The following is a 15,130-nucleotide window of genomic DNA, read 5'->3' as shown; positions in this document are numbered from 1 at the left end:
GCTCGAAAAGAACAAGAAGCTCGTGATAAAGAAGCAGCTCGAAAAGAACAAGAAGCTCGTGATAAAGAAGCAGCTCGAAAAGAACAAGAAGCTCGTGATAAAGAAGCAGCTCGAAAAGAACAAGAAGAGTATGATAAAATAATAAAAAATGAATTAATTAGTAATTTAAGAAATTTAATAGAAATAAGTAATGTAGATAGAGAAAAATATGAAAAAAAATTTGAAGAAGAGACTGCAGATCAATATGGAATAACACTTTTCAAAAGCTTGCATTGGGGAAGGTTCGACCAAGAATGGATATCGTCTGATAGCAGAAGATCTAGAAATTTTAGAAAACATGTTTATGCCGCATTAATTGATATGGATAGTAATGACTGGGGTGTATTTACAGAAATTTTACTGATTTCAGGAAATGGAGTAATCTTAAACAATTTAAATGGCTACGGAGGATCTTTAGATCCCTCAATTGTTCACTTATATTCTAAAAAAGATACTTTAGACAAGCTAGACATCTCGGATTTAGAGAAGCTTAAAAATTATTTTGAAGAATTATGGTCTATAAAGAAAGACCTCTCAAAAATATTTATCCAAATTTTATTAGCTTATAAAGATAATAATAATCTTATAAAAACAGATAATAGTAAGCTTAGATCTTATGCAACTCCACTATTTGAGCAAGTTAAAGCAAAAACTAGAAGAACAGAGGTACTAGTGGGTAAAATAACTTCAATATAAATTTAAAAAAATATAAATAAATAATTTATAAGCTCAATTATTCGTTGAAATATGCCTTTAGTTTGCTTTTTCATTGTTGCTTTTAGTAAAAAAAAAAGTAATTTTGGATAGAAAGGAGTAAGATAGATAACAATCTTAATAAAATGATATAAGTCTAATCCGTAAGGAAGTTTTAAATATGGGAAGTATGTTTAAATTTATTTAAATATACTTCCCATAGCGTCTTGTAAGTTATGGCATTCAAAATTAAACGACATCATAGAAAAGATGATACAAAAATAGGGATAGATGGTTTTTTACTAGAAAAATATTAAAAGTGTCAAATAAGAATGACAATATTGAGTCTGATAAAAATGGTTATAATTTATGCGAAAAGGTAAATAAAGTAATAGAAAAATTTACAAAAGATAGAAGTAATGACGTATTTGTGAAAATAAATGATCAAAATAAGCCCCTTTTTATAGAAATTTTAGAAAAATTTTTCAACAAAGAACTTTTCAATAGCACTAAAAGCGTATCTTTAGCAGTTAATGACTATTTAAGGCTTTTAAAAATTGTATTCGAAAATCCAGTTCAATCTCTAATCAATTTTATACCAGACTGGCTTTTTGTATATAATCCTTTATTAAAAGAACTTTCACTTGTTCATTTAATAATAGAAAAAACCAAACTAAAAGACCTTATTGATGATGAAGCTAGTGAGGCAATCCTCGAAAGTTCCAGCTATAATTATTGATTCTTGGAGAAGATATTGAGACTATTTTCAAGCCTTGTTGTATGAATTTGGATATGCATATACTTTCTCAAAAACAGGTAAATTATAAACTTTACCAATTTGGAAAAGCAAGGTAATTAAGCGGGATGTTGAAATCTGCTCTTTAGATGCGTCTAGTTATATTATGTCAAAAAGTAGTTCTAGTAGTTGCGATTCAACCAGAGTCATTTGAAGAGAAGACAAGTTCCAAAGCAAAGAAGTAGCAATATCAAAAAACGACCATTATACTTACAGTTTACAAATGGACTTCAAAAAACACGAAGTTTAGCGCGACCACCACGCCATAAACGAACATTTGGCAATAATTTCCACACATAATCTAGAAGCAAGATTTAGCGCTGACTCTACCATCAAGCTGGTAAATAAAGAATATTTTCCAACTAAAGCTAAGCTTTGATTTAGAAACGCTTCAAATGATCAAGATTCTCGTTACATCTACTATTTTGACATCTATAGTGACGTTTTTTATACCACAACTATATTGTGGTACATAATATTATACATTATAATATATAATGTATTTCATTCTATTAAGTAATTCTATTAAGTAATTCTATTAAGTAATTCTATTAAGTAATTCTATTAAGTATTAGATTTTAGGCAAAGGAGAGTATTTATGAAATATAATACAATTATAGGTATATTTGTATTTTTATTTTTATTAAATTCCTGTAATCCGGATTTTAATAACGTAAAACAAAAAAAAGAGTTTGATGAAAAAACAGCCCTAAAAAAAAGCGCTTGATGAAAAAACAGCCCTAAAAAAAGAAGTTCGTGATGAAAAAACAGCCCCAAAAGAACAAGAAGTTCGTGATAAAGAAGCAGCTCCAAAAGAACAAGAAGTTCGTGATAAAGAAGCAGCTCCAAAAGAACAAGGAGCTCGTGATAAAGAAGCAGCTCCAAAAGAACAAGAAGCTCGTGATAAAGAAGCAGCTCTAAAAGAACAAGAAGCTCGTGATAAAGAAACAGCTCGAAAAGAACAAGAAGCTCGTGATAAAGAAGCAGCTCCAAAAGAACAAGAAGTTCGTGATAAAGAAGCAGCTCCAAAAGAACAAGAAGCTCGTGATAAAGAAGCAGCTCGAAAAGAACAAGAAGCTCGTGATAAAGAAGCAGCTCGAAAAGAACAAGAAGCTCGTGATAAAGAAGCAGCTCGAAAAGAACAAGAAGCTCGTGATAAAGAAGCAGCTCGAAAAGAACAAGAAGCTCGTGATAAAGAAGCAGCTCGAAAAGAACAAGAAGCTCGTGATAAAGAAGCAGCTCGAAAAGAACAAGAAGCTCGTGATAAAGAAGCAGCTCTAAAAGAACAAGAAGCTCGTGATAAAGAAGCAGCTCGAAAAGAACAAGAAGCTGGTGATAAAGAAGCAGCTCTAAAAGAACAAGAAGCTCGTGATAAAGAAGCAGCTCGAAAAGAACAAGAAGCTCGTGATAAAATAATAAAAAATGAATTGATTAGTAATTTAAGAAATTTAATAGAAATAAGTAATGTAGATAGAGAAAAATATGTAAAAAAAATGGAAGAAGAGCCTGAAAATCAATATGGAATAGAAATTTTCAAAAGATTGGATTGGGGCGGTCCATCAGCAGAAGCGATATCGGCTAATAGCAAAAGATCTATAGAATATAGAAAATTTGTTTATGTCGCATTAATTGATATGGATAGTAATGACTGGGGTGAATTTACAAAAATTTTACTGCTTTCAGGACAGGGAGAAATCATAAACAATATAAATGGCTTCGGAAGAACTTTAGATCCCTCGATTATTCACTTATATTCTAAAAAAGAGACTTTAGACAAGCTAGACATCTCGGATTTAGAGAAGCTTAAAAATTATTTTAAAGAATTATGGTCTATAAAGACAGTCTTCTCAAAAATGTTTAACCAAATTTTATTAGATTATCGAAATGATAATAATCTTATAAAAACAGATAATAGTAAGCTTAGATCTTATACAATTCCACTATTTGAGCAAATTAGAGAAAAAGTCACAGAAGCAGAGGAACTAGTGGGTAAAATAACTTCAATATAAATTTAAAAAAATATAAATAAATAATTTATAAGCTCAATTATTCGTTGAAATATGCCTTTAGTTTGCTTTTTCATTGTTGCTTTTAGTAAAAAAAAGTAATTTTAGATAGAAAGGAGTAAGATAGATAACAATCTTAATAAAATGATATAAGTCTAATCCGTAAGGAAGTTTTAAATATGGGAAGTATGTTTAAATTTATTTAAATATACTTCCCATAGCGTCTTGTAAGTTATGGCATTCAAAATTAAACGACATCATAGAAAAGATGATACAAAAATAGGGATAGATGGTTTTTTACTAGAAAAATATTAAAAGTGTCAAATAAGAATGACAATATTGAGTCTGATAAAAATGGTTATAATTTATGCGAAAAGGTAAATAAAGTAATAGAAAAATTTACAAAAGATAGAAGTAATTCGGTAGAATTTTATAGTTTAAATGGTCCCAAAACAAATATTGGAATTGTCAAGGAATGTATCAAGAAGCTACTGCAAAAAGTAGAAAGCTTTTTTTTGAAAATGTAGGTGATAATGAAAGGGATATTTTTGGCAAGTTTCTACAAGAGAGCTGCTGGGGTTATATTCTGAAAAAACAGCTTTGCTGCCGACTTTGCAAACAACGTCGGGATACACCAAACCTTTTTGAAGCACCGCTACGTAAGGGGAATTGCAAGAAGCCAGCTACATTTATTGGCGCTGAGTATAATGGTCATTTTTTGATATTGCTTCTTCTTTGCTTTGGAACTTGTCTTCTCTTCAAATGACTCTGGTTGAATCGCAACTACTAGAACTACTTTTTGACATAATATAACTAGACGCATCTAAAGAGCAGATTTCAACATCCCGCTTAATTACCTTGCTTTTCCAAATTGGTAAAGTTTATAACTTACCTGTTTTTGAGAAAGTATATGCATATCCAAATTCATACAACAAGGCTTGAAAATAGTCTCAATATCTTCTCCAGAATCAATAATTACAGCTGGAACTTTGTCGAAGATTGCCCCACTAGCTTCATCATCAATAAGGTCTTTTAGTTTGGTTTTTTCTATTATTAAATGAACAAGTGAAAGTTCTTTTACTAAAGGATTATATACAAAAAGCCAGTCTGGTATAAAATTGATTAGAGATTGAACTGGATTTTCGAATACAATTTTTAAAAGCCTTAAATAGTCATTAACCGCTAAAGATACGCTTTTAGCGCTATTGAAAAGTTCTTTGTTGAAAAATTTTTCTAAAATTTCTATAAAAAGGGGCTTATTTTGATCATTTATTTTCACAAATACGTCTTAGTTTCTAAAAAATAAAAAATTTAAGAACTCTTCTGAAAGTCTACTTAAATTGATATAAGAAAATTCATTAAAAACGAAATAAAAGAATATTTACAAAATAAACAATGGTTTCCATTTTTCAAGAAAATATAGATAATCTTACTTTTCCAGATCTTGATTCATCAAATTCACCAGTATTAAATACTACACTTACATATAAGTATGTAAAAGATGCTTATAAGATTAAGAATTCTATAAAAAACTTTTCTGAAAAATTTATAAAAAAAAATAAGCCTTGTGAAAAAAATCTAAAAATATTAATCTTGCAAAAGAACAGTCAATATTGGGTTATAAAAAAAGTTTTAAAGAGTATCAAAAAATCAAGCTAATAAAAAAATACAAAATTCCATCAAATCACCCTTAAAGCTGGTTAGATACAATTTATAGTGTAGAAATTATTGCCAAATGTTCGTTTATTATGACGTATTGGGTTGGGTGGGCGCACCAAAGTGGATATCGTCTAATACCGGAAGATCTATAGAATTTAGAAACCATGTTTATGTAATATTAAATGATATCGATACTAATGACTTGGGTGAATTTTCAAAAATTGTAATATTATCAGGACAGGGAGAAATCCTTAACGTTTTTAGCAGATTAGGAGAATTTTTAGATTCTATGATTATTAACTTATATTCTAATATTCTAAAAAAGAGACTTTAGACAAGCAAGACATCTCAAATTTAGAGAAGATCAAAAATTATTTTAAAGAATTATGGTCTATAAGACAGTCTTCTCAAAAATGTTGAGCAAGCTTGTATTAGACATGGGATATTGACTAAAAAGATATTTTGTGAGTTAGCGTTAATTTAAATAAGCATCACTTACTCTATTGTTTATAAGATTATACATAATGAACCCGGACATAAGGCATTTTAAGATTAAAAACAAATAGTAATTGTAAATTTAATAAAAATGTAGGTTGTTTTTTTATGAGTATAAACAGTTTACAGAAGCTTTTTTAATTTTTAAAATTTCTTTTTATCATTACTAAATAAAGTAAGCTTGCAAATAAGGCTGTACGTACTTGAAAGTAAATTTGTGATTTTTAAATATTTACATATAAATAATATTATTAAACGGTATTTTTTTATCGTTATTTTAACTACGGTAGCTCTCTATTCAATGCCTTATTTTAGATGTAATAGCAGTAGTTTTAACCTTCTCGACCACGCTTTCACAGGAGCTATATAATCAGGTTTTTCTATGATGTCGTTTAATTTTGAATACCATAATTTACAATACGTTATGGAAAGTATATTTAACCCCCCCCTTACGGGTTAGACTTATATCATTTTTTAAGATTACTATCTATTCTGCTTCTTTCTATCTAAAATTACTTTTTTTGCTAAAAGTAACAATGAAAAAGCAAACTAAAAGCATATTTCAGCGAATAATTGAGCTTATAAATTATTTATTTGTATTTTTTTGAATTTATATTGAAATTATTTTACCCACTAGTTCCTCTGCTTCTGTGACTTTTTCTCTAATTTGCTTAAATAGTGGAATTGTATAAGATCTAAGCTTACTATTATCTGTTTTTATGAGATTATTATCATTTCGATAATCTAATAAAATTTGGTTAAACATTTTTGAGAAGACTGTCTTTATAGACCATAATTCTTTAAAATAATTTTTAAGCTTCTCTAAATCCGAGATGTCTAGTTTGTCTAAAGTCTCTTTTTTAGAATATAAGTGAACAATCGAGGGATCTAAAGTTCTTCCGAAGCCATTTAAATTGTTTATGATTTCTCCCTGTCCTGAAAGCAGTAAAATTTTTGTAAATTCACCCAAGTCATTAGTGTCGATATCATTTAATGCAACATAAATAAATTTTCTATATTCTATAGATCTTTTGCTATTAGCCGATATCGCTTCTGCTGATGGCCCGCCCCAATCCAATCTTTTGAAAATTTCTATTCCATATTGATTTTCGGGCTCTTCTTCCATTTTTTTTACATATTTTTCTCTATCTGTATTACCTATTTCTATTAAATTTCTTAAATCACTAATCAGTTCGTTTTTTATTCTTTCATCGGGCGTTTCTTCTTTTGGAACTGTTTTTTTATTAAGCTTTTCTTTTTGTTTTACGTTATTAAAATCCGGATTGCAGGAATTTAACAAAAGTAAAAAAACAAATATACCCATAATTGTATTATATTTCATAAATATTCTCCTCTGCTTAAAATCTAATACTTACTTAATGGAATTACTTAATGGAATTACTTAATGGAATTACTTAATGGAATTACTTAATAGAATTACTTAATAGAATTACTTAATAGAATTACTTAATAGAATTACTTAATAGAATTACTTAATAGAATACAATGCTAATATAAGACACTATATATTATAGTGTCTTATATTATATATTACAATATTTATTATTAGCTTTAATTATTTTAAAATTTAAATGCCATAATAACCAATAATATATAAAAAATAAGTATTAATAAAAAAACAAATGTATTTATAACACTTATAAAATTAATTAAAATTGAGCACATTTTTTATCAATCTTTTTATTTATATCAATTAACATATTTTCATTGATATAAATAGTTTCATATATTCTCTTTGGGCATTTTTTATTATAAAATAATAATATTATTAAAATCTAAAGAACTTTTAAATTTATCATAGTAATAAATATGAAATATAAGTTATATGTAAATTATATTTCATATTTTTTTAAAAATGCCATTATCCTCAATAAAAAGCATTCTTAAAGTAAGAAGAATTAATTCTTTAAGAATCTTGTCTAAATCAAATTTAGTAACTTTTTTGCTATCTCTTTAATAGTTTTTTGAATTATTTCTTTTTTTAAAATATTTATTCTTTTTTAGCTTCTATTGCATTACATGTCTTTTAAAAGAAGCTCATTATTTTTTAACTTCTTTTGATTTTTATCAAAATTTACTTAAATACTTAAGCAGTATTTTTTCTTCATTAAGAGCAATGCCAATCGCAACAGCCTTTCTATTGGGAAGTATTATTACGATCGAGACTCTTAATTTTCCCCAATAAAAATCTTATTATTTATAAATATAATAAAATAATTTTTACAATCTAATAATAAATAGGCTTTTTTAAGGAACTTAAATTTAAAAACTATCAACAAAACCTATTACTAGATTTTAAAATTGCATTAGTATGAAATATAATCACTGTTAAGTGAACAAAAATTGTTTAAATTTTGCAAGTAAACACTTATATGTTTTGCTTTGTTTTTAAAATTATTACATTATATTGTAACTTACATTATAAAAAGCGATACCCCGTACCTTTTTAAGGTAAAAGCTAAAAACCAAAAATTACTAATAATTCAGAAAGTTTTAATAAAAAAATCCCCTGTAATTATGCATTACATAATAAAAAAATAAAGTCGCGCGTTATTGCCACGAATTAATAAAGTATATTTCTATTATGAAGATATATAAATTAGAGTATTAATTAAATGATTTGCTATTTTTTATTTTGATTATTATTTTATGAGTTTTTGTAGAATTTTGTATGCCATTATTGTTCAATTTTATTGCTTATTTTATTTTCTTTTAAATTTTAGTTTTTTAATTTTGCAAAAATTTTTATCAATCTCAAAGGAGAAAATATAATCACATCAAAACCTTTTTTAAAATTTTTCATGTTAAGCGATATTGTTTAAACATGTGAATTCTTTATCATATCTATGATAGCCATTATGTAATAGAGTGAATAAAAATCTTGTAAGATTTAGGCTGTTTCTCTAGTCTAGTCTTTTAAAGCTTTAAGAGTAAACATTTGCATATAATTTTGAATAATAAGCTTTTAGCATTTCTAGAATCAAATTCTTTAAAATAATATTTGAGCACAATAACACTATCTATTGGGTTTACTATGAATTAATACTCCCCTTACTTTCTTTAATCCATTCAAATAAAACATTTCAAGCAACTAAACAAAGGTCGCACAATAAAAAATTAGTAATCCATTAGATTAAGGGAAATAAAATCTTGTTTTTAAACTTCATTATTGTTATCTTATTCGTTATTTAAGGCTTAACTTTCTTATAAACAAAGCATAGATTATCAATAGCGGTAATCATACGTTCTACTTCTATGCCACTTTTCCTTTTAGCAAAAATCTTTACTCTTTTAAATCCATCCTTATATTCACTATGAATACTAGCAATAGCGCCCACAATAACATCAACAGCATGGTCTCCCTTTCTATTAGCATATTGATTTGCAGCAATATTAAAATCTTTAATAGCTTTCTTAAATTCTATAAAAGATAAGCTATCTGCTATAGAAGCATAAGCTATACTAATACTTATGCTTCTATAGTCTTTTTAATAACAGAAAGAAGATTCCTAACATTTTTTAAATGAGCTATATTTTCTTTCTTTTTCTTTTCATCAGCATCTATAGCTTCTTTATAATCTTTTACTTTCTCTATTTTACTTTCAGCCTCAATGGCCTGATTTATGGCTTCCTCATATTCCTTTATTGTATTCTCTAAATCTTTTTTATCATAACCAAAAGCAGCTTCTTTTAGCATATTGTTAAGACTAGAATATTCTTGGTCTAGATTTAATTTTTTTAATGTATCAAGGGCTTGACTACGCCTTGCAGAAGACGCTTTACTAAAACATCCAATACTACAACTGCTACAAGCAGTATAGGTATCAATAGTATTATAAAATCCTGTATATTTGTTATAGATATTATCTAGACTATATTGATATGGTCCAGCTTTTTTCGTCTTCTTTCGTTAACTTAGTATCCTTTTCTTCTTGCTTTTTTTTCTACACTACTATTGGCAGTAGAATCATCAGCAAACATGGTAAAACTACTTTCACGATCATCAACTTGAGCTAGAGCAGTCTCATCTGTTGTAACATTATTTGTATTTATATGTAGCTACTAAGCCCATCATAATTGCTAGAAGCCAGGCTTATATGTATTTGAAAATTTATGAAAAAGTTTTGGAGGGGACTATTTCTATAAAAAAAGTTAAAGAGATGGATTTTATAAATATTATTCCTATTAATTGACAATCCCAATAAATCGGCTTCTATCTTTTAAAATAGTTTAAAAATCGAATTCACCCAAAATTTCATAAAATATGCAAGATCTGATTTATCCTTGTTAAAATATTCATAATCTATTCCTGGCAAAGATTCTATTGTAAATAAATTTAAACAAAAAAAGATAAAAAATAAAGCTTTTAAAAAGTCCATCCATAACATCTATACAATAAACCACAATCTTTTGATAACAAAGCAGTAAAAGAACAATCCAAATCTTTAGTTTTTAGCGCCAAATCAATTTGGGTTCCAATGAAGAATTTTATAGTAAGTGTATCGCTAAAATTAAATATTTAGCAATGTAAATAGTAAAAGCTAAATTGAAATAAGCATTTAAAATAAAATCCTTATTTATTAGGATAATAAAAAAAATATGAGATTGAATTGTATTTCAGTCTATTTATTATAAGATATCAATATCTCGATAGAGGCAATGTATTTATAGTTTTCATAATAAAAGATAGGATTTATATAATTATAGTAAATTATACCTATTTTTAGTTTTTTTCAATTATATCCCCCTTAGGGAATTCCCAGCGAAAAGTAGTTAATTTATTTTGAAAACAGAATAAATTAACATTACATATTAATAACAAGATTGATAATATTGCAGCATATTACATTTCAGTTAGTTTGTATATAATATATTATATACAAACAGGGTTTTTAACTATTGGCCATTGATTTGATTTTACAAGACTTTTGTTTACCATTTAATTAAATCTAAACATTTAATTAATTTTAGAATTACCAATAAAGAACAAAAATCAAGACTTGTCTTTCAAAAATTTAACAATAATAATAATAATAAAGACTATTACTTCTTTAATCTTTTTACATTAAAAGAAAATGATAAATTTTTAGGAATAAAATATGGATGGGATCGCATTTAAAACCCCCTCTTTTCTAAATAAAATTAATATCATTAATACCATTAACATTTAATATTTCATGAGAATCGCTAATTATTGTCATAATACCCTTTGAACTACCAAATGAGCAAAGTTTAATGGAATAAGAAAAGGACTTTCTATATGCATATGCGCATCAATAAATCCTGACGGGATATACTCATCTAATATTCCATTAATTTTTGTTATATTCATAATATAGCCCACTATTGCTATATCAAAGACTATAAAAATAGTGGTTTACAATATATCTTTTAAAGCATTTTCAGCTTCCCTATAATAAATTTCTTTCAAAGAAGGCTCTAAAAGGTCGTTTATAAAAACTTTTATACTATTTGAAAAGTGAATTTTTCCTTTTATATATTTACCATACTTTTTATATAGTACATCCTCCACCTCCTTTAAGGTGTTCCTATTTTTAATAAATTGGTTTTCTATAATAGAAATATTATATTTTTTATTTTTAATATTTTGAATATTATTGATAGTTTCCGTCAAAATAGAAAAGCTTTCTATTGACCATCTTTCTACTTGAACTGGAATTATAATATGGTCTGTAACATTTAAAGCATTCTTTAAAAGGAAATTTCTACTAGGAGAAGTATCTATTATAATATAATCAAAATCAAAACTTTTAGAACTTTTATTTAATCTAAATTCTAAAATAATTTCTTTATAATCTATATCGTCTGTGTTAAATTTTTCTAAAACAGGATGAGAAGGAATTATAGAAATATATTCATTAATTTTATTTTCACATTTATCAAAATAGGTATTTCCTTTTAAAAATTCATAAACATTGTGCTTTTTAATATTGGAAATATATTGATTAAAATAAGAAGTTAAAGAATTTTGTGGATCTAAATCAATTAATAGTACTTTTTTGCCTAATTCTTTTAATACATAAGAAAAAATTATAGAAAGTGAGCTTTTCCCAACCCCCCCCTTTAAACTTGCCAGTGTAATTATAATTGGTTTTTTTTGATCCATTTATTTATAACTCCCCCATCTTTTAATTTTTTATTATAAAATTCATATACTTTTTTTTCCATTTTTTTTAAGTGTGATAAATTAAATTGATAATACTCGGTATTTTCTTTATTTTTTCTTAGAAGCGTTCTTAAAGATTGAACATATGCTTTAATAGAGCCATTTTTAAAGGCAAATTCTATATAATAGAGTTTTTTTATTACATAGGTTTTATTATTTTCCTTTTTAAGGAAAAAGGGTTTATCGAGTTTATCATGTCTATATCTTATTTCTAAGAACTTGTCATCTTCCTTCAAAGGAAAGAGATTAAAAAAAAGAAAATCTTTAGCGTTATTAAATTTTTGAAAAGTAAGTCTTAGTCTTTCTCCCCTATTTGTAATTCTAAAACCAATTAGATGTTTAAATATTTTTGTGTAGTATATTTTTCTACTATTTACTTCCTCAATTCTATTAAATATGATTTTTTTTTCTATGTTATTTTTTTTATTTATGAGTTTTTCAAGCAAATTACTCAAATCTTAATTCCTTTGTTAAAAAGTTAGCCAAAATATTGTTAGCTATTATGCTAGCATGTCCTGAAAAGCTAGTTATTTTATTTATTTTCCATTTGGTAGTATAAGTATCTTTAAATTCTCCCGCAAGAGCATAGAAATCGGTTTTATAGGGTGCAGCTTTTCTCATAAAGTGAATTTTGTGTTTGTAGAGATTTAGTTTAAATAAAAAAAATTCTTTAATATCTTTTATTTCATAATCATATTTTAGATAATTCTTAAAATCTTTATAATTTAATAAAGTATTTTTCAGTGTTTTGATTGGTTCTTTAGTGTTAGAAATTGTTGATTTAATTTTTTTAAAAAAAGAGTTTTCTATAGAATTCTTATTATATATATTTATATATTGTTTATTATTTACAGTGATATTTTCAGTGATATTTTGAGGTTTAAAAGACCTTTTTTCTTCCTTTAGAGTATTTTTTTCTTCTTTTACCTTCTTAATTAAGTTTGCTCTGGTGCTACTAAAATATGTATCAATTAATTTATGTGCAATGGGGGACACTTTATATATGCAAAGTTTTCCTTTGAATTCTCCAAAGTTATTTGAAAATGTTAGTATTTTTTTTTCTAATGCTTTTAGTTTAACTAAAAATCTTAAATCTATTCTTAGAGTATTAATTGTAGTTTCTTTTTTATTTTCTTTATATATATTTGAGTTTAGCACGCGAAGTATGTCTCCTTGATGGTGAACTCGAAGCCCTTTTAGTTTTTCAGAATCAAAATGAATTTTGTGTATTGATACATTATATTTTTTCTCAAACTCTTTATTTAAGTAAATAATAACTGAAATTATTTTTTTAAGCTTACAGTCTTTTGAAAGTAATTTATTAGATTTAATTTGGTAGCTATAACTAGATATAACAGCTTTCATTTTTTTATCTCCTAGTTTAATGTGTATTTAATTATTAATTAACAGTTAAAGATTATAATATATAAAATAATAAATTTCAACCTCTGTTAAAATTAAAGCTAAAAACTATATTTAAGTTAGGGAACAGATTATTTTTTTGACAAAAAAATGTCGAAATTCAATGTAATAACTAGTATAAACTTTTTTAATGGATCCGATTAAAAATAGAATTGTAAATAGCACTCAAAGTATCAAAAATTAAAATAATTTTAAAAATAGATTTTCTTTATCTATTTTTTATGTAATCTTTAATTTTAAAATAGTTTTTTGTATCGTTCAGAACCGAACGATTTTTAATTATTGGTAATAAATTAAAAATATTGATACAAATTTAAATTTGTGGCAATATTTATTCACAGATTAGTATTATAGGATTTTCTACATGTCTTTTTTTGTTTTATATCATTATTCGGAATTTATTTTTTAGATGATAATTAATGATTAACTATATAGAAATTTATACTTTAAAATAAAAAATAAATATAGGAGGATAAAATGGCGAAAAAAGAAAATAAAAAACAAAATAAAAAAGAGATCATTTTAAATGACAGGCTTGAAGAGTTTATTGATAAAGGTCAAAACTTAAATAATAATCAAGATGAAAATTTAATTATTTATAATGATCTAAAAGATCAATTAAAGCTTAATTTAAAAGATGATATTGATAATAAAATTCAAAGAATGAAAATTCTATATAAAATTAAGCAAAAAGAGCTTTATAAATACGATGGCTTTAAAAGCTTTGAGCAATTTATAAAATCTTTTATAATTGCAAAAACGCAGGCTTATACATATTTAAAAGTTTATGAAAAGGTTTTAGAAGGCATTATTTCTATTGATAAAATTAAGGAAGTGGGGTTTAATAGTATATATCATACCATACAAAAACAAGGGGTATCAGAAATAAATCAAGAAAATATAAATAAAAATAATAAAGAAAATACCCCAATTAGAATTTTAATAAAAGATAATGAATTATATAATTTTTGCAAAAAAGATACCAGAAGAGTATATTTTATTTTAAAGGAGATTTTTAAAAATAAAAAAGATATTTTATCAGAGATCATAATTAAATATGATAATTCTAAAAAGAAAAGTAATAAATAAATTTTCAAGTTTTATTGACTTTAATGTTTAATTAATGGTAACCTATTACTTCTAATAGGCTTAAGTTTATTTTGCCTAGTTTAATGTCGAAAAGATGCCCGGAAAAGGGGTTTTTTCATTTTAAAATCTAAATTTTAGGACTTATTAGTTTTATTAACTTTAAATTATTTTTGTATATCTTAAATTTATGATCTCTCTAGTGCTGTGTTTTTATATTCAACTATAAATCAATAAGATGATTATATGTAAAAAATCTTTTCTTTGATTTAAAATTTTCTTATACAGCTTAGTCACTCTTAATCCAGATTAATTCTATTATAGGGTCTTTTTGTTTTTTTGATATTTCCTTTTAGTTTCATCTTTTATTAAATATTCGGATTATTGGTTTTATTCCTCTCACTATTTACTAAAAAATTACAAATTATAAGTTCTTACAGGAATTTTTTAAATTTTTACTGCTTTCATAATTCTGAATAAGATGTTTCAAAAGAAGAAATTAACAAAAGATTAGATAATTATGATTTTGAAAATAAAAAGGATAGAACCCTTTTTTACCCATGCTCCATAGATTATAAGGTGTTTAAAATAAAAATTAGGAGATTGAAAAAAGTGTTTTTAGATGCTCTTGATGTCATGGGGCGGCCTATAGAAAATAAATTAATAACTCTAATTATATTTATTAAGCCTGAGATAATAACTTTCTTATAGATGATTATTTAGATC

At 25.5% G+C, this 15,130-nt stretch carries 18 protein-coding genes and 5 pseudogenes; 13 read left to right on the top strand and 10 right to left on the bottom strand.

Translation table 11 applies throughout. The annotated features are described in order from the left end of the window. The 7 genes and pseudogenes from DB318_RS04995 to DB318_RS06255 all read left to right on the top strand — a co-directional run. Positions 1 to 735, top strand: a 735-nt coding sequence (locus DB318_RS04995; RefSeq protein WP_151074409.1) for a CRASP family complement regulator-acquiring lipoprotein, incomplete at its 5' end; no start/stop codon positions are given. Positions 736 to 1,144: 409 nt separating this feature from the next. Next, a pseudogene (locus DB318_RS06260) lies at positions 1,145 to 1,982 on the top strand (right-handed parallel beta-helix repeat-containing protein); the annotation flags it as partial. A 144-nt stretch (positions 1,983 to 2,126) separates the two neighbouring features. Then, a complete protein-coding gene (locus DB318_RS06135; RefSeq protein WP_272872977.1) occupies positions 2,127 to 2,255 on the top strand; it encodes a hypothetical protein in 129 nt (42 codons plus the stop codon). Positions 2,256 to 2,287: 32 nt separating this feature from the next. Next, positions 2,288 to 2,449 (top strand): hypothetical protein, encoded by a 162-nt coding sequence (locus DB318_RS04985; RefSeq protein ID WP_172964875.1) that lies wholly within the window; start codon positions 2,288 to 2,290, stop codon positions 2,447 to 2,449. A 15-nt stretch (positions 2,450 to 2,464) separates the two neighbouring features. After that, positions 2,465 to 2,809, top strand: a complete 345-nt coding sequence (locus DB318_RS04980; RefSeq protein ID WP_151074408.1) for a hypothetical protein — start codon at positions 2,465 to 2,467, stop codon at positions 2,807 to 2,809. Between the two features lie 146 nt (positions 2,810 to 2,955). After that, positions 2,956 to 3,537 (top strand): virulence associated lipoprotein, encoded by a 582-nt coding sequence (locus DB318_RS04975; RefSeq protein WP_172964874.1) that lies wholly within the window; start codon positions 2,956 to 2,958, stop codon positions 3,535 to 3,537. Positions 3,538 to 4,009: 472 nt separating this feature from the next. Next, the gene (locus tag DB318_RS06255; protein WP_419465846.1) at positions 4,010 to 4,300 is read left to right on the top strand and encodes a hypothetical protein; all 291 of its coding nucleotides are present in this window, start codon (positions 4,010 to 4,012) and stop codon (positions 4,298 to 4,300) included. A gap of 87 nt (positions 4,301 to 4,387) precedes the next feature. Here DB318_RS06255 and DB318_RS06250 read toward each other — a convergent pair whose 3' ends face one another. Then, complete coding sequence (locus DB318_RS06250; protein WP_419465845.1) at positions 4,388 to 4,813, bottom strand: hypothetical protein; 426 nt, start codon at positions 4,811 to 4,813, stop codon at positions 4,388 to 4,390. A 116-nt stretch (positions 4,814 to 4,929) separates the two neighbouring features. Between DB318_RS06250 and DB318_RS04965 the strand changes: the two genes are divergently transcribed. Together DB318_RS04965 and DB318_RS04960 are read left to right on the top strand one after the other, a co-directional pair. Beyond that, positions 4,930 to 5,193 (top strand): hypothetical protein, encoded by a 264-nt coding sequence (locus DB318_RS04965; RefSeq protein WP_151074405.1) that lies wholly within the window; start codon positions 4,930 to 4,932, stop codon positions 5,191 to 5,193. Between the two features lie 106 nt (positions 5,194 to 5,299). After that, positions 5,300 to 5,527 (top strand): hypothetical protein, encoded by a 228-nt coding sequence (locus DB318_RS04960; protein ID WP_172964873.1) that lies wholly within the window; start codon positions 5,300 to 5,302, stop codon positions 5,525 to 5,527. A 771-nt stretch (positions 5,528 to 6,298) separates the two neighbouring features. On the opposite strand, the gene DB318_RS04955 is transcribed toward DB318_RS04960, so the two are convergent. The 3 genes from DB318_RS04955 to DB318_RS06025 all read right to left on the bottom strand — a co-directional run bounded on the left by DB318_RS04955 (position 6,299) and on the right by DB318_RS06025 (position 9,406). Continuing rightward, positions 6,299 to 7,030, bottom strand: a complete 732-nt coding sequence (locus DB318_RS04955) for a virulence associated lipoprotein (protein ID WP_151074403.1) — start codon at positions 7,028 to 7,030, stop codon at positions 6,299 to 6,301. Between the two features lie 1,867 nt (positions 7,031 to 8,897). After that, positions 8,898 to 9,047: a hypothetical protein gene (locus DB318_RS04950; protein WP_172964872.1), complete on the bottom strand. Its 150-nt coding sequence runs from the start codon at positions 9,045 to 9,047 to the stop codon at positions 8,898 to 8,900. A 131-nt stretch (positions 9,048 to 9,178) separates the two neighbouring features. After that, on the bottom strand, positions 9,179 to 9,406 hold the full coding sequence (locus tag DB318_RS06025) for a hypothetical protein (protein ID WP_236840939.1): 228 nt from the start codon (positions 9,404 to 9,406) through the stop codon (positions 9,179 to 9,181). A 376-nt stretch (positions 9,407 to 9,782) separates the two neighbouring features. Between DB318_RS06025 and DB318_RS04940 the strand changes: the two are divergent. Then, positions 9,783 to 9,881: pseudogene (locus tag DB318_RS04940) on the top strand (chromosome replication/partitioning protein); the annotation flags it as partial. A gap of 61 nt (positions 9,882 to 9,942) precedes the next feature. Here DB318_RS04940 and DB318_RS06195 read toward each other — a convergent pair. Together DB318_RS06195 and DB318_RS04935 are read right to left on the bottom strand one after the other, a co-directional pair. Beyond that, positions 9,943 to 10,088 (bottom strand): annotated as a pseudogene (locus DB318_RS06195) (glycoside hydrolase family 3 N-terminal domain-containing protein); the annotation flags it as partial. A 68-nt stretch (positions 10,089 to 10,156) separates the two neighbouring features. Further along, positions 10,157 to 10,543 (bottom strand): annotated as a pseudogene (locus DB318_RS04935) (hypothetical protein); the annotation flags it as partial. 117 nt (positions 10,544 to 10,660) lie between these two features. Here DB318_RS04935 and DB318_RS04930 point away from each other — a divergent pair. Continuing rightward, a pseudogene (locus DB318_RS04930) lies at positions 10,661 to 10,825 on the top strand (DUF226 domain-containing protein); the annotation flags it as partial. Between the two features lie 81 nt (positions 10,826 to 10,906). Here the strand turns inward: DB318_RS04930 and DB318_RS06130 are convergent. The 4 genes from DB318_RS06130 to DB318_RS04915 are packed head-to-tail and all read right to left on the bottom strand — an operon-like array spanning position 10,907 to position 13,261. Then, on the bottom strand, positions 10,907 to 11,041 hold the full coding sequence (locus DB318_RS06130; protein WP_272872976.1) for a hypothetical protein: 135 nt from the start codon (positions 11,039 to 11,041) through the stop codon (positions 10,907 to 10,909). A gap of 45 nt (positions 11,042 to 11,086) precedes the next feature. Continuing rightward, on the bottom strand, positions 11,087 to 11,836 hold the full coding sequence (locus tag DB318_RS04925; protein ID WP_151074401.1) for a ParA family protein: 750 nt from the start codon (positions 11,834 to 11,836) through the stop codon (positions 11,087 to 11,089). Next, positions 11,812 to 12,351, bottom strand: coding sequence for a DUF226 domain-containing protein (locus DB318_RS04920; protein ID WP_151074400.1), 540 nt, complete (start codon positions 12,349 to 12,351; stop codon positions 11,812 to 11,814). Before DB318_RS04920 ends, DB318_RS04925 begins: the two co-directional genes overlap by 25 nt. Further along, entirely contained in the window at positions 12,344 to 13,261 is a 918-nt protein-coding gene (locus tag DB318_RS04915; protein ID WP_151074399.1) for a plasmid maintenance protein, read from the bottom strand. The genes DB318_RS04920 and DB318_RS04915 overlap by 8 nt, the downstream gene beginning before the upstream one ends. Positions 13,262 to 13,795: 534 nt before the next feature. Between DB318_RS04915 and DB318_RS04910 the strand changes: the two genes are divergently transcribed. Both DB318_RS04910 and DB318_RS04905 read left to right on the top strand, forming a co-directional pair. Continuing rightward, positions 13,796 to 14,407 carry a chromosome replication/partitioning protein gene (locus DB318_RS04910; RefSeq protein ID WP_151074398.1) on the top strand — a complete coding sequence of 204 codons (612 nt, stop codon included), beginning with the start codon at positions 13,796 to 13,798 and terminating at the stop codon, positions 14,405 to 14,407. A 495-nt stretch (positions 14,408 to 14,902) separates the two neighbouring features. Next, positions 14,903 to 15,115 (top strand): hypothetical protein, encoded by a 213-nt coding sequence (locus DB318_RS04905; protein WP_151074397.1) that lies wholly within the window; start codon positions 14,903 to 14,905, stop codon positions 15,113 to 15,115. Positions 15,116 to 15,130: the final 15 nt, after the last annotated feature.

Origin of the sequence: [Borrelia] turdi (genome assembly GCF_008828755.2) — a bacterium.
Lineage (GTDB): Bacteria > Spirochaetota > Spirochaetia > Borreliales > Borreliaceae > Borreliella > Borreliella turdi.
This window is presented reverse-complemented; position numbering and strand designations above follow the sequence as displayed.